The sequence below is a fragment of the Bacillota bacterium genome, from assembly GCA_030705925.1.
GTDB lineage: Bacteria > Bacillota > Clostridia > Oscillospirales > Feifaniaceae > JAUZPM01.
Window position 1 is genome coordinate 1 of sequence record JAUZPM010000020.1, and the last position, 25,752, is coordinate 25,752.

Sequence of the window (25,752 nt, forward strand, 5' to 3'; positions counted from 1 at the left end):
CTCATCGCATCCTGGGGCTGTATTCGGTCCCAAGGGTTTGGCTGTTCGCCAATTAAAGCGGTACGCGAGCTGGGTTCAGAACGTCGTGAGACAGTTCGGTCCCTATCTGTCGTGGGCGCAGGATATTTGAAGGGAGCTGTCCTTAGTACGAGAGGACCGGGATGGACGCACCTATGGTGCACCAGTTGTCACGCCAGTGGCACGGCTGGGTAGCCAAGTGCGGAATTGATAAACGCTGAAGGCATCTAAGCGTGAAACAAACCCTGAGATTAGATATCCCATCCGCAAGGAGTAAGACCCCTTGAAGACTACAAGGTTGATAGGTCGGAGATGTAAGCGCAGTAATGCGTTAAGTTGACCGATACTAATAGGTCGAGGACTTGACCTTAAGAAAATGATTCTAATAATGTGAGTATCTTGATTGTTTGCTGTTCAATTTTGAGGGTGCATGATTGTATCCTGAATTGGTGTCTATGACGCGGAGGTTCACCCGTTCCCATCCCGAACACGGTAGTTAAGCTTCGCGGTGCCGACAATACTTGGCGGGTGACTGCCTGGGAACATAGGTCGATGCCAATACTTAAATAGACGGATAAAATCCGTCTATTTTTTTGTGCTTTTTTATACTTTATCTGTAAACAATAGACTTGAATTATTGACTGTTTATTTATTTAAGTTTAATATAAACCATATAAATATTAGGAGATAATTTTAAATAATATGAAAAACATATTATTATTATTTTTTGACCAAATGAGATTTGACGCTATACACAATAGCTGTCTCCAGACTCCGCATATAAACGAACTAATAAAAGATGGAGTTTTTTTTAAACGAGCATATACACCGTCTCCTGTCTGCGTTCCTGCGAGAGTTTCGATGAATTATGGTATATATCCGAATACATCTGGATGCTATGATAATAGCAACTGTGTTATTGAAGGACATAAAAATATTTTTGAGGTTTTATCGGAAAATGGATATCATACTGAGGGTATCGGTAAAATGCATTTTTCTTCCGATAAGTATGCTCTTCATGGTTTTACAAACCGGCAAACTCAAGAAGAGATATTTTCTCCTGGCGATAATGATGATTACCGCAGGTATCTTGATGAAAACGGATATGATTATGTTTTCGATGCACATGGGCAGAGAAGTGAGATGTACTACATCCCTCAAATATCTCAGCTTCCAGCTAAACATCATCCGACGCAATGGGTTGGTGACAGATCAGTAGAGTTTATAGATAAATATAGCTCTGATAAGCCATTTTTGCTAATGTCTTCATTCATTCATCCTCATCCTCCTTTTTCACCACCAACACCTTGGAATAAACTCTATAGAATGGGTGATATGCCTGCGCCTTTTGTCCCGGATGGCTACCTCCAGCTTCTTACATATTATAATAAAAAACAAAATCGCTATAAATGTATTGACGATGGAGTTAATAATTATACTGTACTGACCCTGAAGGCATACTATTATGCTTGCATATCATTTATTGATTATCAGATCAGACGTATTATAGAAACACTTAAAAATAGAGGGCTCTACGATAGCACACTTATTATATTCGCTTCTGACCACGGCGAATTGTTAGGGGATTATAATTCATACGGAAAAAGAACAATGCTTGACTCTGCGTGTAAAATACCATTATTTTTGAAAGCACCAAATTTAATGGCAGGTAAAGTATGCGATAGTCCAGCGTCTCTTATCGATATAATGCCTACAATTCTAACTTATGCCGGTGTTGAATATGCTGATTTAGCTCTTCAAGGTGAGGATCTTATCTCTGTCGCAAATGGGGCTTCTAAGAGAGCTTGTGTTTTTTCGCAGCTTGGCAGTAATGAAAATGGCCTTTATATGATCGCAACCAAGGACGAAAAATATATAAGGTCTGAACCTGATGCAATGGATTATTATTTTTACGGAACTCGGCAAGAGGAAAGAAACCAGTTTGATGAATTAAGAGATAAAGCAGAAAAATTAAAAAATAGCTTGCTGGCTCAATATTTAAAAAAGGAAAGGTTTTTAAATAATGAACCCAGAAAAATATCGGATGATAAAAGGACGGGACACATTTTTCAGGATCATATAGGGCTAAGAGAACGGGAAAAAATCATACCTAATGGGTATAGGGTAGACTTAAGATAAATTGGAAAAGCAAGCGTTATGATAAAAGTATTTAATGCCATAGATCTTCGAGAGCATATCTTTTTCCGAAAATCGAGTCGTAATTTATTATACGGGCTTTTTCAAAGACGTCTTTTGGTGAATCTTTAAAGCTTCCTATTTTTCCGTCTGGAGTTACTGTTATTCCGTTTTGGATGATAGGCAGCTCGGACCCAATTTGCGAAAGCAGGCTAAAATAAGGGTTTTTAGGAAGACCCGCAAAATCAAGAACTGAATATGAAAGTGATGAGTATTGGTGCCCTTCGCAGTTTGGAATCTTAGCATCATAGTTTGACCAAAATACAACTGGTGTAAATTTGTTGATTAATGAATCAAAATACTCTGAATTTCTATCAATATAAGGACTCACAGAGGTTTTTGCAGATAACTTGTTTAGTTCAATTCCTTTCAGCGCTGGAAAATGGTCGCCGAAAAATACAATATTAACGGGTCTGTCGACAGTTTTAAAGTAATCGATAAGCGTTTTTAAAGACGCGTCAGCGTCACTGATGCCTTGAGAGTAGCATTCAAACATTCCTGTTTTATAACTACCCAAGCCGTTTCCAGTAATTTTGATATCGTTTTGACCGTAAACGCCTTTGCTATATGGGAAATGATTTTGCATTGAAACACCAAATACAAAAAGTGGTTTATCATCAGCAGAATATTTTTGATACTGTGCAATGATTTGATGTACAAAATAATCATCGCTTGCATAATTGCCTTTTTTACTGACATCTTTCATATCTTTTATAGTTACAAAATTATCAAATCCTATCAATGGATACACTTTATTTCTATTCCAAAAAGTAGAGACATATGGGTGTACTGCAATAGTGGTATAGCCATATTCTTTCAACAGCCTAGGAAGTGACGGCAAAGGCTGTTTAATGTATTGAGAATAGGCAATGCTTCCGCCGGGCAAAAATGCAGTGGACAGCCCGGTAAGCGCCTCAAATTCAACGTTGGCAGTTCCGCCTCCAACTTCACTAGAAGCCATAGTAAAAGCATTGCCGCTTTACATAAGTGAGTGAACAGTTGGCAAAGGATCTTTACTGAATCTAAGGCCGTTAACGTTCGTTATATCCCAAAATGATTCACTCAGTATCATAATTATAACTGGTTTATTTTTAATATCTAATTTAGGCTCTAAGTTTTTATTATATGATTGAATTACTTCCTTACTATAACTTTGTGGCTTGGAAACATGCATATACTGTTCATTAATAACGAATGAAAGAAAAAAACCATTTCGTTCGTAACTTGTTTTTTGATCCCACAGCATGGTTTTAGCACCTGATTTTTCAATCATCTCTGCAAAAGGCGATTTCCAAAAATTAAAAATGGAAATCAAGAAAAACAAAGATAGACATATAGATGCAAGCCGTATCGGCAAATGAGATGGTAAGAATTTTTTTAGGCAAAATTTTATATTAGACTTAATTACTTTTTTAATTATTGCAATGATAACAGCTATAAGTATAAGGGAAATTAAAGTAATAATAAGATAAAAATTTATCCCGCCTACCATTACTTTTAGGCTCCAGAGGCCTTCGGAAATTTTGGATGTATCCCATGGCAAAACTGGCACCCCCATATTGGATAGTTTAAGGTATTCAACTGCTCCAATAAATAAAGTTATTAATATGTATGTTATATAAGTAGCTTTAAAGCGGCCCGATAATCCATAGATTAATACGATTATTGAGAGCCAAATAAGGTAATTGAAGATAACAATAGGGACGTTATTTATTATCCATTTTAGAATAACGCCGAAACCTTTGTTTACAGCATATAAATCTATATACTGCAATAAAAATAGCGATATAAAAGGCAAAAATAACAGGATCAGAATATTAAAAACAGATATAAAAGCATTTTTAGATAACAGGATATTTTGCTTAAAAAAGTTTTTCAAAATATTCACCTGCTGTTACGTTTATTTAATATATTATATTACAAAAATATACACAATTTGTAAATACATTGTAAAAGCTTAATGGAACAATTATTAAATTGACATGTTTTAAGTGATTTGGTATACTTAATTTAAGTGAGGCGTTTAAATGATGTGGAGTAAAATAAAAAGTAAATTGTTTTTAAATGAATACAGCATGATGATTGGAGTTGCGGTGATAATTCTTGCTGTTGTCATTATTTCGTTGATTGTTCAATTTGCGCCAAAACCTCCTAATGAAAGTCCTATAGATCCAAGGACGGTAAAACAACAGGAGTTTGGCAATGTTCCTAAGCTGGTTGCTGTAAATCTTGATTTTTGTCCAATATGCAGGGCTTATAGACAGCAGCTTGACACGCTGAAGAAAGATTATTGGGGCAAGGTAGATATTGAGATCTACGAAACCGGGGATGAACGGGCTGAAAAATTGTTGGACTCAATTGAGCTCGATAAGCCGGATACACCTGCATACTTCCTGCTTGACCAAAGCGGCGAGGTTTTAGACCATAGCACCGGAGAACTTGATGTTGAATCCATACATGAGTTGTTTAAACAGAACTTTGGGATTGACCCAAATGCAGACAGTGACACTCAATCTTCACAAAGTTCACAGCCTATTCAAGGCTCTCAGGATTTGCAGAGTATACCAACCCAAAGTGCTGCAAATAATAGCGCTCAAAAATCAAATTAAATTAAAAATGCTGATGAGAATATCATCAGCATTTTGTTTTAAGATTCTTATTATTAAAATGGCTTTTAAGCATTGACTGGTGCTTTTTGGAATTTTTTAAGCCAGGATAATGTTTCTAAAGTTTTTTCGTAAAGATTCATGGCTTTATTTTCGTCAATAAAGCGTTCCATTACACGTTTATATGAAAAAGGATAATCCGACATATAGTAAAACATGAGATCAATAATAAAATCCTCATAATTGTCTTTTTCTTCTTTTAAACGCTTGCCTACTTCTGTATCAGCAAGTTTGGGGTGTTGAGACAATGTATTTATTAAGTAAGGCAGATTATGAGACTTTGGCGCGTCTTTCCCGGTATGGCAAACAAACATACCCTTGACTAATCTTTCAACAGACTGCTGGCATAAAAAAGCCACATAAGCCCAACGCTTACATTTAATAAGATCTGCTGCAGTTTGTATATCGTAATCTGAGAGGTATACCCAATACTCATATTTTTCGTAAGATGTCATTTTGAAGCCTCCGTTGTGTCTAATTCACCGCTTTGGACAATTTCGTCTAGCGCCTCTGCAACTTTTTTATCATATAATTCTGGAAGACTTAATAACTCTTTAACAGCATCTTGAAATGAACGCGGTTTATTGTAGGTCCTTTGGCTTGTTATTGCATCAAATGAATCTGCAACGGCAATAATTCTTGCCTCAATACAAAGATCTGAACCTTTTAAACCATAAGGGTATCCGCTTCCGTCAAGACGTTCATGATGGCATTGAGCTATATACGCGATTTCATGACCAAAACGCGGCTCTAAAAGTCTTCGGCTTCCAATGGGGTGTTTAATAATTTGTCTGTATTCTTCACTTGTTAAAGGACCAGCTTTTTGCAAAATCTCATCTGAAAGGGAGCATTTCCCAACATCATGGAATAGCGCAGCGACTACAAGGTTTTGGGTTGAAATATCATTAAGTCCAAGTTTCTCAGCAAGTGCAACTGAATACTGCATAACCCTGCGGCCATGACCGCGAGTGTACATATCCTTAGCCTCAACTTTATCCGCCAAAGCCTGAAGATCATCTCTAAAACATGCTAAGTCAACGAAAAGAGGGGTAGTGACAACATAGAGCATTTTTAGATCCTCTTTGCTTGACATTAGAACTGTTTTTTTTAGCCCCTTAACATAAAATGAATCATTTTGAGCAAGTTCTATTAGATCGTTCTCATTATGTAAAGTTACCGAACCGCTTAAAATATAAAAAAACTCCACAGTATCCGGATTTTCTGCTGGGTCAATCCACATTGCCGAGCCAGCCGGGACAGACTGCAACATTACCTCAACACTGTTTTCGTCACTGCCGAGTTTTGAAAGCAGTTTAACGAATAATCCCGGTTGACGGCTTGCTCCATCATCCCGGTTAACTGTAATAGCGGACATTTTTCACCTCAAAAATCAGCTTTGAGATTGTTATATTTCAGTTATATCGGTTCCGAACTCGATAATCTCTTCAACTATGCCAGCAGGCTCTAAAAGCTCATCCTGATTAAAAACCTGGACTTGAATATCTTTGCCATATTCAGAGCATATTTTTACAGCGTTTTTATAAACACTTTTTAGGTTATTGTTGCATTCTGATAAAAATATGGCGATATCTATATCGCTGTCCTTTGAATAGGTGCCTTTACTAAAAGAACCGAAAAGATAAATCCTATATATCAGCAAATTAGCTCGCAATTTTGGAATAAGATTATGTAAAATTGATGAAATCTGTGTAGGTAAATGTTTTGTCATTTGTTCGATAATCAATAAGCCGCCTTAAAAGGATCGATTGTAACTGTTTGACCGTCAACTTCGTATGTTTTATCTTCGCAGATGACTTCTCCGCCTTCTTTAGCAACTTTAGCTTCAACTTTATCAGTAATTTTGCCTGTTTTGTCAGTAAGCTTATCTACGTCGACTTTATCAGTTGCTTGTGCTTTTTCAACAGAAGACTCAACTTTTACGTTTGCTTTGTCGATTGTTTGATCAATTTTGTCTTCAGTTGATTGGGCAAAGGCTCCAAAACTGAATAAATTAGCACTAACCAAAAGTGATAAGACAACAGATACAGTTTTTTTCATAAATAAAACCCTCCTATTATTTTGAATATAAAAGGCAACTGACTGTCAGTTGCCTTACAAACATAATAACAGGAAAGGTTTAGCCTATTCCGCTTAAATTGTTTGGCAACTGGCTGCCATAGGATAATCCCTTAGGCCCTTTAGTTTTGTGCCCCTGTCTTTCAACAGGTTTACCATTTACATGGAGATACATTTTGTATCTAAAGTAAATATATCACTGGAGAATTTTTTTGTCAATGAAAATTCTGTAATATCTTGCAAATGTTTTTAAATTAAACTTGGAATAAATATCCTGTTATTAAAAGAGGGAAGTCCGCTAATTTCGATAGAATCCCCCTTAGCAATGCTATTAAATATTTCAATAATAAGAGGGACAGTTTTATTTAACGCCGAACTAAGCATTTCTTCTGCAACTTTCGCAGTTAAACCCTTGCTGTTTTTCAACCTTAGGTGAGAACTGAAAAGATAATGTTGACCGGCAATGCGCTCAAATGTTTTTAAGACACATGTCAGAGTTGGGGAAGATTTAACACATAAACGTATAAAAAAGACAGTATCAGAAAAGCATTTGACAATTTTCCGTTCATTGATCTTTATTCCATAGACATCACTAAGAACACATTTATATAGTCGTGCGATACAGTTCATTGAAAAATCATCTAAAAATAATTCTTTCTCAATTCTAAATATTCGAACAGGAAAACCGGATCTTAAATCGAAGAGCACTGTATCAAGATCACTTTCGATTCTATGGTGGTAAGCTCTTTCACCATTGCCTTTCTCTAACTGCATGGAATATATAACTGGATGGACACAGACATCGAGACTATAATGGCACATAAAACCGATTACATAAGACAGTAATATTTGATAATCTTTCGAATCAGCATGTTTGCAGACATATGATTGAAGATAGGAAAGAAGCTCATCTGTTTTTTCACGATGCATGAGATTGCCGAGCAAAGGCAATTTCAGCCCCTTTTTATAAAACAATAAATCAGGGCCTTGAAGGCCCCAAAAATATGCAGCGTACTCTTTTTCAATAATCTTACGCAGTTTTTCTGGAAGAACAGTCAATAAATCGTCTCCAAATAATTTATGCGTAACAAAAGCAGGCATTTTATTTCTCCTTAATAAAAATATACAAATATGATAGCATTTATTAAAGAGCAAGTAAATAATAAATTATTGTTAATATGGACGGTATCTCCACCTGTAAACGAAAAAAATACAGGAGCTGTTTAAAGCTCACTGTATTTTTTGATATTTTCAAGATTTTTTATCTTACTTAAAAAATCGTTGCATGCCTGCTTTGCTGCTTCTAGTTTTAATGAACGATAATTACCGCATTCTCTATCACTATAGCCAAAAATCTCGCCATCGTATGCCAGGATATCATTCAATACATTTTTTATAATATCCAGCACTTCGTCTTTTGAGATTTTATCCCTCACGAGCAGATAAAAGCCTGTCTGACACCCCATAGGACCGAAATAAACGACATCATCTGATATTCTGCTGTTGCGAACTAAAGTTGCGAACATGTGCTCAACAGAATGCATCGTGCTGTTATCAAGCAAAATGCCTGTATTAGGTTTGCACATGCGCAAATCATATGTTATAACGTCGCCGTCTATTCGTGCGATGTAAACCCCGGGCATTAGTGTACGGTGATCGACCAGAAAGCTTTCTATTTTTTTCATTATATCTCCTTATATTCAAGTAAAAATTGTGTAATTATTTCGACCGAATGCTGTGCAGCTAATACAGCAAACTCGTCGTATGAAATATGGGAATCGTCTCCTGCACCGTCAGATATGGCTCGGACTATACCAAAGGGTATACCATTCATGGAACATACTTGACCAATTGCAGCCCCTTCCATTTCAACAGCAATCGGGTTGAAATGGCTTTTTATTCGGCTTCGCTGTAAGTCGCTGCAAATAAATTGATCACCTGAAGCAATAGTTCCAGTCTCAAAAGTAACTCCTATGATTGCAGCAGCTTTTTGCAGAGCAATAACTATTGAATTATTGCATGATAATTCGACAGTATCCAATGCACTGATATAACCTAACGGATCGCCGACCGGGGAAGTATCAAGATCATGTTGTACAACTTTATCTGCAACCGCAATGTTGCCGATATGAAGGCTATTTGACAAGGCCCCTGCAACACCGCAGCATATAATCGCGGATGGCTTAAAAACCAATGTCATCGTTTGAGTACATATAGCGGCACTGACTTTTCCTATTCCTGATGCAGCCACTATTACCTCACTGCCCGAAATTGAACCTGTATAAAACGTAATACCGCTTATTGTTTTCGATTCAATATTGCACATCTTGCTTTTTAGACCTTCAATTTCTTTATCCATTGCGCCTATAATGCCTATTGCCATTAGTTGCTCCTTACTTTTTATTTATATCTTTTAAATCTGCTATGTAAACCGAGTTAACGCCATTCTCATCAGCATCTGTAAATGCCAGCGTATTACTGTCTGAAGAAATGCAGAAATTTGATAAATTGTATGATTTAGCAGAAAACGTGTATTGCTTAAGGGTATCCCCCTTGCTGCTTATAATCCCAGCGTTTACAGTTGTCTGAGTTCCGGCTGTTCTTCTGTCGGCATAGAAGAAACGGGATAAATCTGATGCGTATGCAAAATCCATTTTATCAGCAGTGGCTCTTTTTAACGGCGTGGCTTTTGCACTATTCAAGTCAAATAATCCAAACTCAGAGTTATTTTCTTTTACATAAAATAATTTGTCGCTGCCCGTTGACTGATAAAGGCTTAACCCGGAAGTATTACTGATTTCTTTTCCATTTTTATCGATTATTACTGCACTTGTTGCATCACTAGCTTTTTTATAATAAAGAATTAAATTATGATTAATGAACATAGGATATTTTGCTAAATCAAAAGTTAGATTATTTAAGAGTAATTTTTCATTGGAAAAGGTTAGATCAGAGGTATATAAACTTGAATTTTTAAAATAAGCAAGTGTAGTGCCGTCAGGAGATATTGCGACATCAGTTTCAATTTCTTTTGGAAGCTTAAGGGTTTTTGCAATTTTTAAAGATTTTCCGTTTATCAAAAGATAAGCGCTGTCATTAGGTGATTTAATAAAAATATTATTGTTAGTAAGAACAGTTGCAGAATTAAGATCGTACGAACTAACTTTAAAAGGGAGGTGGTGAAGACGTCTTTTTATTGTATCATAAAGATACAGACGTGTTGAATTATCTTTCTGCACTTGTATTAAAAGACTATTGTTTAAAAATTTAATTTGCTCGATTTTATATCCATCTTCAACTAACTTGGGATAATTAAGCTTTACCGCATCTTTAATATTTGAGTGGTAAATAGCAGGAGTTTTTGCGCAAGCGGTAGAGAAAAGAAATGTCAGAAAAAATAATAAATATATAAATTTTCTCATAATTAAGTAAGACTCCCTTGCATGTAATGATTTATAAATTCAGATTCCGGAACAGGTCTGGCGTAATAAAAACCTTGAATATAGTCACAGCCAATACCGCTTAAAACATCAACGGTATTTTTATTTTCTACCCCCTCTGCGACCACAACCATATTAAACTTATGAGCAATATCAATGAGCATGCTTACAAGCTGAAAAGTCTTTTCGGAGTCGCAAATGCTGTCAATAAGTGATTTATCAATCTTAAGCGCATGCATTGACATCTTGCTAAGGTAAGCAATTCCTGAATATCCTGAACCAAAATCATCAAATGAAAATTCAATTCCGAAGGATGTTAAATCTTCAATAACACTTTGCGCTTTATCAAAGGAATGGATAACTTCACTTTCCGTAATTTCAAAACCTATTTTTCCAGGGGGTATTCCATTTTGCTTTAATATAGACTTAACATCACTGCAGAGGCTGTCTTTCATTAGTTGTATAACAGAGAGATTAATATTTATACGCATTTCGGTATCGGTTTTGGCAATAAACTTGCATACTTCATTTAGCAAAAAGTATCCAGCATCCACTATTAATCCGCTTTTTTCAGCGATCGGAATAAATTTAGATGGCGGGATAAAAGATCCGTCATTATCTTTAAGACGCATAAGAGCTTCGCCCTCATCCAGCCTTCCGGTTTTAACATTAAATATAGGCTGATAATGCACTTCTATATTGCCTGAATGAAGAGCCTGCTCTAAGCGCTCTTTAATCCTTCTTGATTCTTGCATTTCCTCGCCTATATAATGGTTGTAAAAGCAGACATTATCATTTGCGCTCTCTTTTGCTTTCATAAGCGCAAGCTCTGCCGATTGTGTCAGCTGCTGTTCCAAATTGCCAAATTCGGGATAGCTTACTATACCAATATTGCATCCGCATATATATTCGATATCTTCAATAAACCATGATTTTTTGAAACGAGCCTTTATTATCGACAGTATATTTTCGCATTCGTTAGGATTTTCTATTATTAAGAGGTAAGAATCCGATTCCCAGCGGTAGGCATTCATATCACAAAATGATGATAAAAATCTTCCGACTTGCTGTAATAATAAGTCGCCCGCTTCACTTCCAAACATTCGATTAAAATTAGCAAAGTCACTAATATCAAGCAGGCCGCAGTAAAAATTATTGTTATTACGGCAAAGCTTTTCAATTTTTCTTATCCCGGCTATCCTGTTTGGCATATCGGTAATATTATCGGTAAGCCAGGCCTGCTCAAGACGCAGGTGCTGCTGTTTGAATTCTGTTATATCTGATCGGGAACATAAATGTGCCTTATGCCCATTTGGCCAGTCTATAACAGTATCAAAAACTGAAAAATATCGATTTTCATCAGGCTCATAATATTCCCAGCTATATGAATTTGATATTATTTTATCCTCTTTATAAAGACGATGCAATTTGCAGAAATCACATGGTTTGGAACGACCGTAGAGAACTTCATAACAAGGTTTGCCAATTTTGTTATGACCCGGTGATCCGATTAACGCTTTATTTGCATACAGCAGCTCATACGACGAAAGATCTGTTACGTAAATATATTCATATAGGTTGTCAAAGACCTCTGCGAGAGCATGATCGTATAATTCTAAATATTGAGATTTATAACAGCGTGTTATAAGGAGCGATAATATATTAGACGCAATTAGAAGACAGTGTAATTCATCAGTATTCCAAATTCTTTTCTTTCGGCAGCCATCAAAACCCATATAACCTAGAATTTTATTATTAGAAACGACAGGAATAAACACTGTTGAAAATATATTCTGTTCATCAAAATATTTTTTTAGATTTCCTTCAAGTTTTGATGTATCATTGCAGATATATACAGTATTATTTTCAAAATCTGATTTAAGCTCTGTTATCATATTTGTCGTTATACTAAGTATGCCAGGCATTTTTGATAGGATTCCAGAATTACACCATTCGTGGAGATTAGAAACTACATTGTTTTCTGAGTCATACTCTGCAATAAAAGTCCTGTCTACATGAAGTATACTTCCAAGTTCTTTAATAAAATAATCTATGGCATTTTCATCGTTTGATTCATTAAGTGTTCTAAAAATGCATTGAGTCATACTCTCGTGTATATTCTCGTCTTGAAAAACGCTGTTTTTTAAAGCACCTTTTCTTTTATTTGAAAGGCACTTGTATAATAAAAAAGCAGAAAAAAGTAAGCAAAAACTTACCGCTGCATATATAAATTCTTTATAAAATAAAAGTATAACTATATATAATACAGACAAAACACAAAGCGCTTTGATAAAACGGTTGCTGCATTTAGTTTGATTCAAACAAACCACCATCCTGTAGCAAGTTTATTAAGTTGCCTGTTCTGATTAATAATAGCTGGAAGCATTTAAAATATTGTATAACAAATTTTGCTATTATTCAACAAATAATATACTTTTATTTTACTTTATTTTATACGACTAAAAATTTATTATTGACTTAAAAAAGCATTAATGTTATCATATCGTATGAATCTTTTCATTTTAAATCAAATATGCTACTGTGGCTCAGTTGGTAGAGCAGCGCATTCGTAATGCGCAGGTCGTCGGTTCGAATCCGACCAGTAGCTCCAAAGCTCTGTAAACATTTGGTTTACAGAGCTTTTTAGTTTACCTGCAAACCTTAATATCAACATTAAAATACAAAGGAAAGCAAATAAGAGCCTATAATCATAAGATTAAGGCTCTTATTTGCTGAATGGTTAAAAATCTATCTTTAAAAGAGGAAAATCAAATTTTAGAAATCAACTTCTAAGTCATAGAAGCAGCATTTTAGCAGTTTTTCCATCTGCGCTGGAGATATACTTCTTGGATTTGATCCTGTGCATGCATCTCCAACCGCAAGCTCGGCAACCTTAGAAAGTTTATCATTAAATTCTTTTTCGTCAATGATTCCGTCTTCATAATCCTTTATGCATGAAGGGATATTAAGCGCCTTATTAAGATTATTGATATGAGCGATAAGTTTATCAACGAGTTCATCGGTGCTTTTGCCGGTAAGTCCTATAAATTTAGCTATTTCAGCATATCTTACAGCCGCGGATTCTTCTTTTGCATTGTATTTTATTACTTTAGGAAGGTACATTGCGTTGGCACAGCCGTGAACAATGTGACCGCCTGAAAATGCGGCGCCGGTTTTATGTGCCATTGAATGGACTATGCCAAGCAGGGCATTTGAAAAAGCCATCCCGGCAAGACACTGGGCATTATGCATCTTAGCGCGTGCATCCATGTCTCCGTTGTAGGAATCAACGAGGTATTCGCTTACCATTTTGATTGCGTGAAGAGCAAGGGGATCGGTGTAATCGCAGTGCATTGTAGACACGTAAGCTTCGATTGCGTGAGTCATTGCATCCATTCCGGTGTGTGCAGTTAGCTTTTTGGGCATAGTTTCAGCAAGATCAGGATCTACTATTGCGACATCAGGCGTTATATTAAAATCTGCAAGGGGATATTTTATGCCTTTAGCATAGTCCGTTATAACTGAAAAGGCAGTAACTTCGGTTGCTGTTCCTGAAGTTGATGGAATTGCACAAAATCTCGCCTTGGTGCGTAGGGTGGGGAAATTAAACGGGATACAAAGGGCTTCAAATGTAGTATCGGGATATTCATAAAAAGCCCACATCGCTTTAGCCGCGTCGATAGGGGAGCCTCCGCCGATTGAAACTATCCAGTCAGGTTCAAATTCACGCATTACTGCGGCGCCCTTCATTACTGTTTCGACGGACGGATCCGGCTCTACACCCTCAAAAAGTTTAACTTCCATTCCAGCTTCCTTGAGGTTTGCAGTAACCTTATCCAGAAAACCGAAACGCTTCATGCTTCCTCCGCCGACAACTACAATAGCTTTTTTTCCTTTGAGCGTTTTCAGTGCGTCAATTGCACCTTTCCCGTGATATAAATCTCGCGGTAGTGTAAATCTTGACATAATGTTTCCTCCTTATATTAAATAAATAATCCTTATCTTTGTTAAAATTTTAACATAATATCCGGATTTTATGAAGATATGAAAAAGGCATACCGATATATACTTTTCGGTATGCCTATACTCATAAATTTGAAACAATTTGAACTGTATCATTCAGTTTTTGAATAAACATATGATCCACTTCACATAAGTGATAACCTTTGTGATAAATGAGGATATCCTTGTATTTGTTTTTGGACATATTGCAGGGCTTTTGCACAAGGAAAAAACAACTCAGAACGTCTTCGGGGACTGGCGAAACCCACATGTATGTAGTAGGAATACGACTTAAAATCTCAAACTGACTGCCGCGCTCGTAAACAGCTATCTTTTTCTTCTTTTCTTCAGCCTGTGCAATCATTTTTGCCTCGGATACAGGCAGGGCGGGGACTGTAAGATCACCGTGTATAATTTCGGTATATTTCTGAAGCTTTGAAAATTCTATTATATCATCTGTGGCAAGAGGGTGCTTTTCAGACATTAGGGCTAGATATTGAAATTCCCAAATGGGTTCGTATTTTAACTCTCTCTCTTCTAAAGCATTTAGAAAGTATTTTTCGTAAATTGTTTGATATCGAATTATTCCGAGGTTGTTAATACCTTCTGCAACTTGGTTTATTGCTCTCATAGAGTTGGTTTCGCGATAATTAATATCGATAGCTTTTTCCAAATCCAGCTCTTTTATAAATTCTGTGAAGGCAAATGAGATATAACTGGCTCTCGGAACGCAAATATCAAATTGCTGTTTATTTTTTTCAGAGGGTTTATAAAGAGATTCCATCTCTTCAATCTGCGATATTATACTTCTGGCATATTTTAAAAACTCTTCGCCTTTTCTTGTCGGAATAACACCCCTTGGAGTTCGGTTAAACAAAACTATGCCTAGAGACTTCTCGAGTTCCTTAATCGTTTTGCTGAGGTGTGGCTGAGCAATAAAAAGATTATCGGCGGCCTTTGAAATGGAACCTGTTTTTTCAACTTCGACGGCATACTTTAGATGAAGGATATTATTCATACTTAATCCCCCCAAAACAGCTTATTTGTATTTATTTTAACATTATAGCATGTATCCTGTCTAACCTTTTCTGCTGCAAGATAATTATTGCTAATAAAAAAACCTTGAAACGAGAAGTTTCAAGGTTAGGCGTTACTGGAGTGGCGTTTGAAAATTGTGCGCCTGCTGCTGCTGAATTTGCTGTTTGCCTTTTTCGGTATGTTCAGCTTCTTTTGGGCTGATCATATAGAGTAGTTGCTGAAGTTCACCAACATGAGTCCTTTCTTCATCAGCTATATGGTATAAAACTTTTTTGACATTTTCATCGTTTGTTGACATTGCATGGGCCTCATAGCCTATGATAGCCTCGATTTCACCAGCAAGATCTACTCTGATTGCCTGCGCCAATTCATCAGTTGACAATTGTTTTGTGACATTTGCAACAAAAGGATTTCCAAGCAGAGCCATTAAAACACTTCCTTTAAGTATGATTTATTTTATTTTCCGTATTTTTTATTAAATCATACTATAAAAAAACAGTACAGCAGAATTCTTCAAAGATTTCTGCTGTACTTTAAAGTGCGTTAATTTCCTTTATATTCTGTTGTAAAAGCATTCCAATCTATATCGATCGGCGCGCCGTGGTTGATTATATCATCGATATGAAGCAGAAGCGGAAAATCGGCTGGGTCCGCGATGCCTTTATTTATCATAGACCTGAGGGCAGCGGCGGTACGCGTTGATATTACGATTGACTCCAACGTTACTCCGTTTAGTTCGGAAATGGCTTCTTTAAAACTTAATCCTCTGCCGAGCAAAGTCCCTATTTTTCGGGTGCGGCCTCCGAATATAGTTACGTAAAGATCACCGGCTGCAAAAATGATATTATCATCCTGCACCTTTGCGAGTTTCAATAATTTTCTTATTTCGCGTATGCTTTGGCCAAACAAAGCGGCCTGTGAATTATAATGCTGGGTGCCGCCTATACCTTCTTTTCTTTCCGACAGTCCGACGGCAAGTGTAACTCCAAGAGCGTATGCGTTTTTCAAAGCGACGGCATATTCAACGCCCTCAACATCTGTTGAAAGGCTGATATGGTAATATGGCGTTTCAAATAAAGCCTTGAATTTTCTTAAAATTTCTATATCTTTTCCGCAGAAACAGACCTCTGTCTGATCATGATCGGCAAGTTCGTAACTTGTGCAGGGACCGCCGACGGCGTTTATCGAAAGATTTTTTCCGTAATAACTTTTTGAGTAAAGTTTGGGGTATGAAACCAGAGTATCATCTGGATCAGTAATCATGCCTTTGGTGATTGAAAGAATAGGAAGCGTTTGGGGGACTAGCGGTAATATCTCTGTCATGAACCAATCAACGCCGAAACTGTTTACGCCGCTTATTAATACATCGGCTCCTGTGAGTGCTTTTGAAAACTCTTCAAATTGAAAAAATTTTATGCCACTTGGTAATTTACGTTTAAGTGTAAGATGTTCGCCGGTTTTTACTGCATGCTCTATAATATCCCTATCCAGTGGCGTTCCGACCAGGCGAACCTCATGGCTATTCTCAGTTGCAGGATAACTCATTGCCGACCCCATCATTCCGGCACCTATTATCGTAATGATACTCATAAAATACTCCTTTGATCATTTACTTTTTCTAAGATAAATATTATAATAAATGATCATAAAGAAACAACATATGATCAATATATTGATAATAATTCATCAGATAATGCAAGAATAGACTTAAAAAGATCAGGAGTATAAAGTATGTTAAAAACAGAGCGTCAGGATGAAATCTTAAATATTCTTAGGGGAAAGAAACACGCAACAGTGCAGTATATAGCGAAACAGGTTTTTACAAGCCTCATAACAGTAAGAAGAGATTTGAAATATTTAGAGGATAATGGCATTGTAAAGAGATATTATGGGGGAGTTTCGCTTATTGATTACGATAACCAGGTCGTGCCGCTGGCTTTAAGGGAAGACGAAAAACGGGCTGAAAAAAGCATTATAGCGAGAAATGCAGTTGAAATGATAAAAAGCGGCGATACTGTTTTTATGGATGCGTCCTCAACTGTTTTGCGAATGGTAGATTATCTTGATTCTGACAAGAATATAACGGTTATTACAAACAGTATAAAGACATTGATTGCATTAGGGGAAAAACACATAACCGCATATTGCACGGGCGGGCTGCTTCTAGAAAATTCGCTGGCGTTTGTAGGGACATTTGCAGAAAAAGCAATTGACAGTTTGCATGCCGATATTATGTTTTTCTCTTCTCAAGGTTTATCGATGGACGGCGATATAACCGACTTTTCGGAAAACGAATCGCATCTTCGGCGGCATATGATGGAACATTCGCAGAAAAAAGTTTTCTTATGCGACAGTGGAAAAATCGGGAAAACGTTTATGTTTACCGTATGTAATGTTGGTCATGTGGATGAAGTTGTATGTGAAAAACCTTTGCCTTATGAATTAATTTCAATTCTAAATAAAAAAACAAAGTAAAGTTTTATAGATTGAAATAATTTGGATTAAATAACATTGACTAAATCGTCAAAAATAATAGTGATTCAAATGAATCAAAAGGTTTGGCGAAAGGAGCACAAATATGACAAACGATAAAGCATATAAAGAGGCACTGCACAGACTTAAAATGGAATCAGCTGAGGAACTTGGCAGAATGCAGTTTGTAAAAGAAAATAATGATCACTATAAAGGAGATCTTCCTTCCAGAGTAAATGGTGAACAGGGTGGACCTATAGGTGGTCTAATGGTTAAAAAAATGATACAGATGGCTGAAAATCAGCTCACAAACGGCCAATAAAAAAAGGACGGGATTCCCCGTCCTTTAGTACATAAAAAACAGGTGCATTAAACACCTGTTTTTATTTTAACTGTTTAATTCTTTTTTTAAAATCTCAACTTTATCGGTTTTTTCCCACGCAACGCCCAATTCTTCACGACCCATGTGACCGTATGCCGCAAGCTTTCTATATATTGGACGGCGAAGGTCAAGATTTTTAATTATTGCATCAGGTCTAAGGTCAAATACTTTATTAACTGCATTTGCTATTTTTTCATCATCAACGGAACCAGTCCCGAAAGTATCTATCATTACGGATACAGGATGCGCAACACCGATTGCGTAGGCAAGCTGAACTTCACATTTATTTGCAAGACCAGCCGCGACAATATTTTTAGCAACGTAACGCGCCGCATATGCCGCACTTCTATCGACTTTTGTCGGATCTTTACCGGAAAAAGCACCGCCGCCATGCCGTGAATACCCGCCATAGGTGTCAACGATTATCTTTCGTCCGGTAAGTCCGCTGTCACCTTGAGGACCTCCGACAACAAAACGACCTGTAGGGTTAATAAATATTTTCGTATCCTCATCCATTAATTCTGCAGGGATTACTGTTTTTATAACAAGCTCATTGATGTCTTTTCGCAGTGTTTCAAGTGAAATTTCGGGAGAATGCTGTGATGAAACAACCACCGTATCGATGCGGGTAGGTTTTCCATCGTCATATTCAACCGTAACCTGAGTTTTCCCATCTGGACGAAGATAGGGAAGCGCAGAGTTTTTACGAACCTCTGTAAGCTTTTTTGCAAGCTTATGGGCAAGAGATATTGGAAGCGGCATCAGCTCTGGCGTTTCATCACAGGCGTAACCGAACATCATCCCCTGGTCGCCCGCTCCAGTTGAAAAATCATTTTCAGTTCTTCCTTCTCTGTGCTCAAATGCGTCATTTACCCCCATTGCAATATCGGGTGACTGTTCGTCGAATGAAGTCAAGACTGCACATGTGTTGCCGTCAAAACCATATTTAGCGCGGTCATATCCTATATCGAGAACTACCTCGCGGGCGATTTTTGGAATATCGACATAACAATTAGTTGAAATTTCGCCCATAGTCAGTATCATTCCGGTTGTACAGCAGGTTTCACACGCAACCCTTGCCATAGGGTCGTTCTCGATTATTGCGTCAAGCACAGCGTCTGAAATCTGATCGCATATCTTATCCGGATGTCCTTCAGTAACTGATTCGGATGTAAAAAGTTTTTTTGTCATTTTAATCCCTTCTTATCTATTTGTAAAATAAAAGCAGCAGTTCTCTGAGTATTTTACATGCTGTTATTGTTGATACACCGCTTTGATCCAAAACGGGGCTTAGCTCGTTAATGTCAAAGCCAACTATGTTAAGCTTTGATATAGTCAGACATGCTTCGAGCAGCTCTTTAAAGGTTATGCCTCCTGCCTCGGGCGTTCCTGTTCCCGGGAAAACCGATGGATCGAGCACATCGAGATCCAGTGAAAAATACACGGGCTTGTCCCGAAGACGTTCAACGATCTGCGGCAGGCCAAAAAAGTCAAACATTGTTGTATGCACGTGCCCCTTAGACCAGATAAACTCTTCTCTGTCGCCGGAACGTATGCCAAACTGGAATATGTGCCCGTCGCCGGTGAGCTCCCAGATGCGGCGCATTACTGATGCGTGAGACAGCGGTTCACCTAGATACTCCATCCGAAGATCTGCATGTGCGTCAAAATGGATGATATAAAGATCAGGATATTTTTTTATCATAGCTCGAACCGAACCGAGCGTTACAAGATGTTCGCCGCCGATCATGCATGGGATTTTTCCGTCAGAAATAACCTCATAGCAATACTTTTCAATAACATCAAGAGCATTCGCCGGACTTCCAAAGGATAATTCCAAATCTCCGCCGTCAAACACTTTTATATCGCTTAGATCCTTGCCTGTATAGGGGCTGTATGTTTCTATTCCGAAGGATTCGCTGCGCATCGCGCGGCTTGCAGAGCGTGTACCGGGACGGTATGACGTTGTTGAGTCAAACGGGGCGCCGAATATTACTATTTTTGAATCGGCGTATTCACTTTCACAGCCGATAAAAGTCGATATATTTTTATTCACAAGCATGCTCGAGAAGCTCCTTAACGTAATTCGGAAGAGCAAAAGCTGCTCTGTGAAGTTCGGTGTTGTAATATCTGGTTTTCAGATTGAGAGCGTTCCAACTATCGGCATCCGCATTTAAGGGATCAGCCTTTTTTGAAGCGAATCCAAACAGCCAAAGACCTGACGGATATGTCGGTATATGAGCCTGATATACACGGCATACCGGGAAAAATTCATTGATGCGTCTGTGAGCGCGCATCATTGACTCGGCATAGGTATCATAATAAGGACTCTCATGTTGGTTTACCAGTATCCCTTCTTCTGTAAGCGCTTTGAAGCAATTTCCGTAGAATTCACGAGTAAAAAGACCCTCTCCCGGCCCGAACGGATCGGTTGAGTCAACTATAATCAAATCATATTCGTTTTCTTTAGAACGAATGAATTTGAGTCCATCTTCGTAGTATAACTTTACTCTTGGATCATCTAATTTGCAAGCAGTTTGAGGAAGATATTCCTTGCAGATGTCAACAACCATCTTATCGATTTCGACCATATCGATTTTTTCTATTGAGTTATAACGTGTAAGCTCTCTTACAGTCCCGCCGTCTCCGCCGCCGATAACAAGCACTTTTTTTGCTTTTGGGTTTGTAGCCATTGGCACATGGACGATCATTTCGTGATAGATAAACTCGTCTTTTTCCGTAAGCATCATAAGACCGTCAAGAGTAAGAAATCGGCCGAACTCACTTGATTCGAATATATCTATGCGCTGTATTTCACTTTTGCCAGTGAAGAGCGGCTTGTCTATTCTGATTGAAAAGCGCACGTTATCCGTGTGCTGTTCAGTATACCATAATTCCATTACGATTCCTCCAGAATGTTAATTGCATTTAGCGTCAGATCCTCGGTTCCGGTCAAGAGGCATCCTTTTTCTTTAGCATAGGATATATAGGTCAGTATTTCGTCTGTTATCAGTTCGCCCGGCGCCAATATCGGTATGCCCGGGGGATAACACATTACAAACTCCCCGCAGATATGTCCGCTGCTTTCTTTAGTCGGGACACTGTTCTTTTTGGCATAGAAAGCCTTTTGGGGAGGGAGGTACACGCTTGGTTCTATATATTCATGGTCGAACATGCCGGACTTGTCCTTTGCATACAGACGCTTTATTTCCGACAGGGCAGATATTAATCTTTCGAGAGACAAAGCTCGATCTCCGAGCGAGATGATTGCAAGTATATTACCGATGTCCCCGAATTCAATCTGTATGCCGTACTGATCACGCAGAGTATCATATACCTCGATTCCCGCAAGCCCGATATCAAGAGTATGCACAGAAAGCTTTGTCGGATCAAAATCAAAAACGTCTTCGCCGTTCACGAGCTCTCTTGAAAACGCATAGTATCCGCCGATTTTATTTATTTCTGAGCGGGCGTATTCTGCAAAGTCTACTACTCTTGAGAATAACTTTTCTCCATCGAGCGCAAGCATTCTTCTGGAAAGATCAAGTGATGACAGCAGAAGATAAGATCCGCTTGTCGTCTGTGTCAGGTTTATCATCTGCCTTACATGATCTGAATTGATTTTGCTGCCGACCAGCAAGAGCGAGCTTTGAGTGAGGGAGCCGCCTGTTTTATGCATACTTACGGCAGACATATCGGCTCCGGCATCCATTGCTGAAATGGGAAGGCCATAACCGAAATAAAAATGCGTTCCGTGAGCCTCATCAGCGAGAACATACATACCGCTTTTATGGGCAATCTCACAGATGCCTTTAATATCGGAACATATCCCATAATAAGTAGGATTGTTTACAAATATCGCTTTTGCGTCAGGGTTAGCCGTTATTGCTTTTTGTACGTCATCCTTAGACATTCCAAGAGGTATACCGAGCCGTTTATTAGTACCGGGATTAACATAAACGGGAATAGCACCGCTTAAAATAAGAGCGTTAATAGCACTCCTGTGTACATTACGGGGCATGATTATTTTGTCGCCTGCTTTGCAGGTGCTGAGTATCATGGCCTGGACTGCCGCTGTCGTACCGCCTACAATAAAAAATGAATGAGCCGCGTGAAACGCTTGGGCGGCAAGCTCTTCAGCGTCACGTATGACGGAAACCGGATGGCAGAGGTTGTCAAGCGGCTTCATAGAGTTTACATCAACAGATAAACACTCAGACCCTAAGAAATTTGCAAGTTCGGGATTTCCGCGGCCCTGCTTATGACCCGGAACGTCAAATGGAACAATTCGCATATCTTTATAGCGTGAAAGCGCTTCGAAAATCGGAGCGCTTTTTTGTGAAAGCTTTGTCATTTTATTTACCTCAGTATATATTCATGCCGCTGAAAATCTCAATCATTTCCTTGCGCAGACTGTCGGTAATAGCAAGCCTCTGTCTTGGCGGCAGCTCGTAAATATCAGTGTTGAAAAGGTAATTTTGAAGTTCGATTTCCTTAATAAGCATTTTTGTATGGAAAATATTCGACTGATAGACATTTACATCAATCGCGTCGTACTTTGTGAGGGTTTGCGGATTTATATAATCCTGTATTGATGTTATATCATGATCAATAAAATATTTTTTGCCCTCTACGTCGCGGGTAAAGCCGCGAACACGGTAGTCTATAGTTATAATATCCGAATCAAAGCTTCCTATCAAATGATTCAAAGTGTTCAGCGGTGAGATCCTTCCGCAAGTCGAAACGTCTATATCGACTCTGAATGTCGCGATAGCGCTTTCCGGATGGTACTCAGGATAGGTATGAACGGTAACATGGCTTTTATCCAGATGTGAAACAACGCTTTTTCGGGTTTTTATAATTTCTGCCTCACCTTTGTTGCAGGATTCATCGATTAAGTGGACAGGGAGAGCTTCTTCTGTTATTAAAAGAGTTACGCTGGCACCCTGCGGGTCATAATCCTGCTTGGAGATGTTCAAAACATGTGCGCCGATTATATCCGTAACTTCACACAGTATTTTTGTAAGTCTCTCTGAGTTATATTGCTCGTCGATATAGGCAATATAATCCTTTTGCTCCCGCTCGCTTTTTGCGTAACATACATCATAAATGTTGAAACTGAGCGTTTTCGTAAGGTTGTTAAAGCCGTATAATTTCAGCTTCTCATTCAACCCTATCATCACAACCTTTCAATTCTATATAATATAACAGCTAACATAATACGTCCCATTTAGTAAAATGTCAATAAAAAATTGATAATTCTTTGATTAAACAGCAAAATTACGAATATTTTAAAAATGGTTAAAAATAAGTCGTTATAACTCGCAAAATCGCTGGAATACTCTAAAATACTTTGATTTCTTAAATATTTTACCAAATAGAATTTATAAGTTTAGGCTCATTTGTATAATTCGGCTAATTTGAATATCTTTTTTATTTAAAATATTAAAAATCTGATACTTGCTAATGTTTGCATTTATCTATATAATTATGAATGGTTAAATAAATAACAATCTATTTAATTTATAAATATTGAAAGGAGTACTACAGGCATGAATTATACACATGAAGTAGAAAGTATGTGTTATTTGGCAAAAGGCTGCGACCATGGCCCTGCTCCCATTCCGGAAGAAGGAAAATGGGTTCAGAGCAAAGAAATCAAAGATATATCCGGTTTGTCGCACGGTGTGGGCTGGTGTGCACCTCAGCAGGGCGCATGCAAACTTACCCTTAACGTTAAAGAGGGCGTTATTGAAGAGGCTCTGGTGGAAACACTTGGCTGCTCTGGCATGACGCATTCAGCTGCTATGGCTGCTGAAATCCTTCAGGGAAAGACTATTCTTGAAGCTCTTAACACCGATCTCGTTTGTGATGCGATCAATGTCGCTATGAGAGAGATTTTCAAACAGCTCGCTTACGGCAGAACTCAGACTGCATTTTCCGAGGGTGGTCTCCCAGTAGGTGCTTCGCTTGAGGATCTTGGAAAAGGCCTTCGTTCACAGGTTGGAACAATGTTCGGGACAAAGAACAAGGGTGTTCGTTATCTTGAAATGGCGGAAGGTTATATCATTAACCTTGCTGTTGACGCTGATAATGAAGTCATTGGATATAAGTTTGTACATCTCGGAAAAATGATGGCGGCTATCCGTGCTGGCAAAGATCCTAAAGAAGCATATGAGAAGAATGTTGGAACTTATGGCAGATATGACGAAGCTGTCAAATACATAGATCCCAGAAAAGAATAAGAAAAGGAGGAAAAATAAATGGTAAATTTTGAAGGTTACGACAGAAGAAAAGAAAAACTGGACGCTGAACTTGCAAAATACGGCTTTTCCTCTTTAGAAGAGTGCAGGGAGCTGTGTTCATCAAAGGGTATTGATGTTGATGCTATTGTTAAGGGCGTTCAGCCAATTGCTTTCGATAATGCAACATGGGCTTATACCCTAGGTTGCGCAATTGCAATCAAAAAAGGTGCAAAAAATGCAGCTGAGGCTGCTGAAATGATTGGACTTGGTCTTCAGTCTTTCTGCATCCCGGGTTCAGTTGCTGAAAACAGAAACGTTGGCGTTGGCCATGGAAATCTGGCTGCTATGCTTCTCCGTGAAGAGACAAAATGTTTCTGCTTCTTAGCTGGTCATGAGTCATTCGCTGCGGCAGAGGGCGCAATTGGTATTGCAAGAACTGCTAACAAAGTTAGAAAAGAGCCGCTTCACATTATTTTAAACGGTCTTGGTAAAGATGCTGCATATATAATCTCCAGAGTGAACGGATTTACATATGTTCAGACTAAACTTGACTATGCGACCGGTAAACTCAATATAGTCCGTGAAAAAGCATTTTCAAACGGCGAAAAAGCTAAAGTTAAAGTATATGGCTGCGATGATGTTGTTGAAGGCGTCGCTGTTATGCGCCATGAGGACGTTGACGTTTCCATTACGGGTAATTCAACCAATCCGACACGTTTCCAGCATCTTGTTGCAGGCACTTATAAGAAATGGTCTTATGAGAACGGCAAAAAGTATTTCTCAGTTGCATCAGGCGGCGGTACAGGAAGAACGCTGCATCCGGACAACATGGGTGCTGGCCCTGCTTCCTATGGCCTTACAGACTCAATGGGTCGTATGCACGGCGACGCTCAATTTGCAGGATCCTCATCAGTTCCTGCTCATGTTGAGATGATGGGACTTATCGGTATGGGCAATAACCCAATGGTTGGCGCAACAGTTGCTGTTGCAGTTGCTGTTGAACAGGCTATGAATAAATAAATTTAATTAGTTAATTTAAAAACTGCTGTAATTAAAGCATTTGCTTTTACAGCAGTTTTTATTTTACATGTTTTAATTTAAATAAATATTTATAAATGGAGAAAAATTATTTCATATATACCTTATTATATAAAAAATGTTTCAGCATTTACTTTACAATTAAGGATACACTAATGATGAAGTATTTTTTTGCGGAG

General features: G+C 38.1%; 26 protein-coding genes, 1 tRNA gene, 2 rRNA genes and 1 riboswitch. Of the genes, 9 read left to right on the forward strand and 20 right to left on the reverse strand.

The features are described from left to right. The 3 genes from Q8865_04590 to Q8865_04600 all read left to right on the forward strand — a co-directional run. A 23S ribosomal RNA gene (locus Q8865_04590) occupies positions 1–388 on the forward strand; the annotation flags it as partial. 75 nt (positions 389–463) lie between these two features. Further along, positions 464–579 (forward strand): 5S ribosomal RNA (gene rrf, locus Q8865_04595). A gap of 141 nt (positions 580–720) precedes the next feature. After that, positions 721–2,157 (forward strand): sulfatase-like hydrolase/transferase, encoded by a 1,437-nt coding sequence (locus Q8865_04600; GenBank protein MDP4152709.1) that lies wholly within the window; start codon positions 721–723, stop codon positions 2,155–2,157. Positions 2,158–2,188: 31 nt separating this feature from the next. Here the strand turns inward: Q8865_04600 and Q8865_04605 are convergent, their stop codons facing one another. Together Q8865_04605 and Q8865_04610 are read right to left on the reverse strand one after the other, a co-directional pair. Beyond that, positions 2,189–3,175, reverse strand: a complete 987-nt coding sequence (locus tag Q8865_04605; protein MDP4152710.1) for an LTA synthase family protein — start codon at positions 3,173–3,175, stop codon at positions 2,189–2,191. Positions 3,176–3,193: 18 nt separating this feature from the next. Further along, entirely contained in the window at positions 3,194–4,102 is a 909-nt protein-coding gene (locus Q8865_04610) for a hypothetical protein (GenBank protein ID MDP4152711.1), read from the reverse strand. Between the two features lie 139 nt (positions 4,103–4,241). Here Q8865_04610 and Q8865_04615 point away from each other — a divergent pair, with 139 nt between their 5' ends. Continuing rightward, entirely contained in the window at positions 4,242–4,823 is a 582-nt protein-coding gene (locus Q8865_04615) for a thioredoxin family protein (GenBank protein MDP4152712.1), read from the forward strand. A gap of 65 nt (positions 4,824–4,888) precedes the next feature. Here Q8865_04615 and Q8865_04620 read toward each other — a convergent pair whose 3' ends face one another. From Q8865_04620 to Q8865_04660, 9 genes are all read right to left on the reverse strand, one after another. Further along, entirely contained in the window at positions 4,889–5,335 is a 447-nt protein-coding gene (locus Q8865_04620; GenBank protein MDP4152713.1) for a HEPN domain-containing protein, read from the reverse strand. Beyond that, entirely contained in the window at positions 5,332–6,255 is a 924-nt protein-coding gene (locus tag Q8865_04625; GenBank protein MDP4152714.1) for an HD domain-containing protein, read from the reverse strand. Before Q8865_04625 ends, Q8865_04620 begins: the two co-directional genes overlap by 4 nt. Positions 6,256–6,285: 30 nt before the next feature. Further along, complete coding sequence (locus Q8865_04630; protein ID MDP4152715.1) at positions 6,286–6,609, reverse strand: nucleotidyltransferase domain-containing protein; 324 nt, start codon at positions 6,607–6,609, stop codon at positions 6,286–6,288. 11 nt (positions 6,610–6,620) lie between these two features. Further along, on the reverse strand, positions 6,621–6,938 hold the full coding sequence (locus Q8865_04635; protein MDP4152716.1) for a hypothetical protein: 318 nt from the start codon (positions 6,936–6,938) through the stop codon (positions 6,621–6,623). 101 nt (positions 6,939–7,039) lie between these two features. Continuing rightward, a riboswitch (cyclic di-GMP riboswitch) is annotated at positions 7,040–7,123 on the reverse strand. 82 nt (positions 7,124–7,205) lie between these two features. Then, the gene (locus Q8865_04640) at positions 7,206–8,057 is read right to left on the reverse strand and encodes a zinc dependent phospholipase C family protein (protein MDP4152717.1); all 852 of its coding nucleotides are present in this window, start codon (positions 8,055–8,057) and stop codon (positions 7,206–7,208) included. 122 nt (positions 8,058–8,179) lie between these two features. Beyond that, entirely contained in the window at positions 8,180–8,641 is a 462-nt protein-coding gene (locus Q8865_04645) for an S-ribosylhomocysteine lyase (protein ID MDP4152718.1), read from the reverse strand. Beyond that, complete coding sequence (locus Q8865_04650) at positions 8,641–9,339, reverse strand: 5'-methylthioadenosine/adenosylhomocysteine nucleosidase (protein MDP4152719.1); 699 nt, start codon at positions 9,337–9,339, stop codon at positions 8,641–8,643. The genes Q8865_04645 and Q8865_04650 overlap by 1 nt, the downstream gene beginning before the upstream one ends. 10 nt (positions 9,340–9,349) lie before the next feature. Then, positions 9,350–10,378 (reverse strand): hypothetical protein, encoded by a 1,029-nt coding sequence (locus Q8865_04655; protein MDP4152720.1) that lies wholly within the window; start codon positions 10,376–10,378, stop codon positions 9,350–9,352. A 2-nt stretch (positions 10,379–10,380) separates the two neighbouring features. Beyond that, a complete protein-coding gene (locus Q8865_04660; protein MDP4152721.1) occupies positions 10,381–12,501 on the reverse strand; it encodes a bifunctional diguanylate cyclase/phosphodiesterase in 2,121 nt (706 codons plus the stop codon). Positions 12,502–12,931: 430 nt separating this feature from the next. Between Q8865_04660 and Q8865_04665 the strand changes: the two genes are divergently transcribed. Then, positions 12,932–13,007 (forward strand) — tRNA-Thr (locus Q8865_04665). A gap of 164 nt (positions 13,008–13,171) precedes the next feature. Here Q8865_04665 and Q8865_04670 read toward each other — a convergent pair. From Q8865_04670 to Q8865_04685, 4 genes are all read right to left on the reverse strand, one after another. Beyond that, positions 13,172–14,362: an iron-containing alcohol dehydrogenase gene (locus Q8865_04670; protein ID MDP4152722.1), complete on the reverse strand. Its 1,191-nt coding sequence runs from the start codon at positions 14,360–14,362 to the stop codon at positions 13,172–13,174. Between the two features lie 121 nt (positions 14,363–14,483). Continuing rightward, positions 14,484–15,416, reverse strand: a complete 933-nt coding sequence (locus Q8865_04675) for a LysR family transcriptional regulator (GenBank protein MDP4152723.1) — start codon at positions 15,414–15,416, stop codon at positions 14,484–14,486. A gap of 132 nt (positions 15,417–15,548) precedes the next feature. Next, positions 15,549–15,863: a demethoxyubiquinone hydroxylase family protein gene (locus Q8865_04680; protein MDP4152724.1), complete on the reverse strand. Its 315-nt coding sequence runs from the start codon at positions 15,861–15,863 to the stop codon at positions 15,549–15,551. Between the two features lie 116 nt (positions 15,864–15,979). Beyond that, entirely contained in the window at positions 15,980–17,026 is a 1,047-nt protein-coding gene (locus Q8865_04685) for a glycerol-3-phosphate dehydrogenase (GenBank protein ID MDP4152725.1), read from the reverse strand. Between the two features lie 141 nt (positions 17,027–17,167). Here Q8865_04685 and Q8865_04690 point away from each other — a divergent pair, with 141 nt between their 5' ends. Together Q8865_04690 and Q8865_04695 are read left to right on the forward strand one after the other, a co-directional pair. Next, complete coding sequence (locus tag Q8865_04690; protein MDP4152726.1) at positions 17,168–17,911, forward strand: DeoR/GlpR family DNA-binding transcription regulator; 744 nt, start codon at positions 17,168–17,170, stop codon at positions 17,909–17,911. Between the two features lie 103 nt (positions 17,912–18,014). Next, on the forward strand, positions 18,015–18,230 hold the full coding sequence (locus Q8865_04695) for an alpha/beta-type small acid-soluble spore protein (protein MDP4152727.1): 216 nt from the start codon (positions 18,015–18,017) through the stop codon (positions 18,228–18,230). Positions 18,231–18,296: 66 nt separating this feature from the next. On the opposite strand, the gene metK is transcribed toward Q8865_04695, so the two are convergent. The 5 genes from metK to speD are packed head-to-tail and all read right to left on the reverse strand — an operon-like array spanning position 18,297 to position 23,473. After that, a complete protein-coding gene (metK, locus tag Q8865_04700) occupies positions 18,297–19,481 on the reverse strand; it encodes a methionine adenosyltransferase (GenBank protein MDP4152728.1) in 1,185 nt (394 codons plus the stop codon). Positions 19,482–19,497: 16 nt separating this feature from the next. After that, positions 19,498–20,346 (reverse strand): agmatinase, encoded by an 849-nt coding sequence (speB, locus tag Q8865_04705; protein ID MDP4152729.1) that lies wholly within the window; start codon positions 20,344–20,346, stop codon positions 19,498–19,500. After that, on the reverse strand, positions 20,339–21,190 hold the full coding sequence (speE, locus tag Q8865_04710) for a polyamine aminopropyltransferase (GenBank protein ID MDP4152730.1): 852 nt from the start codon (positions 21,188–21,190) through the stop codon (positions 20,339–20,341). The genes speB and speE overlap by 8 nt, the downstream gene beginning before the upstream one ends. After that, positions 21,190–22,644: an aminotransferase class I/II-fold pyridoxal phosphate-dependent enzyme gene (locus Q8865_04715; GenBank protein MDP4152731.1), complete on the reverse strand. Its 1,455-nt coding sequence runs from the start codon at positions 22,642–22,644 to the stop codon at positions 21,190–21,192. Before Q8865_04715 ends, speE begins: the two co-directional genes overlap by 1 nt. A 10-nt stretch (positions 22,645–22,654) precedes the next feature. Continuing rightward, positions 22,655–23,473: an adenosylmethionine decarboxylase gene (gene speD / locus Q8865_04720; protein MDP4152732.1), complete on the reverse strand. Its 819-nt coding sequence runs from the start codon at positions 23,471–23,473 to the stop codon at positions 22,655–22,657. 369 nt (positions 23,474–23,842) lie between these two features. Between speD and Q8865_04725 the strand changes: the two genes are divergently transcribed. Both Q8865_04725 and Q8865_04730 read left to right on the forward strand, forming a co-directional pair. Then, entirely contained in the window at positions 23,843–24,535 is a 693-nt protein-coding gene (locus Q8865_04725) for an iron-sulfur cluster assembly scaffold protein (protein MDP4152733.1), read from the forward strand. 18 nt (positions 24,536–24,553) lie between these two features. Further along, positions 24,554–25,555, forward strand: a complete 1,002-nt coding sequence (locus Q8865_04730) for a GGGtGRT protein (protein MDP4152734.1) — start codon at positions 24,554–24,556, stop codon at positions 25,553–25,555. The last annotated feature ends 197 nt before the right edge of the window (positions 25,556–25,752 follow it).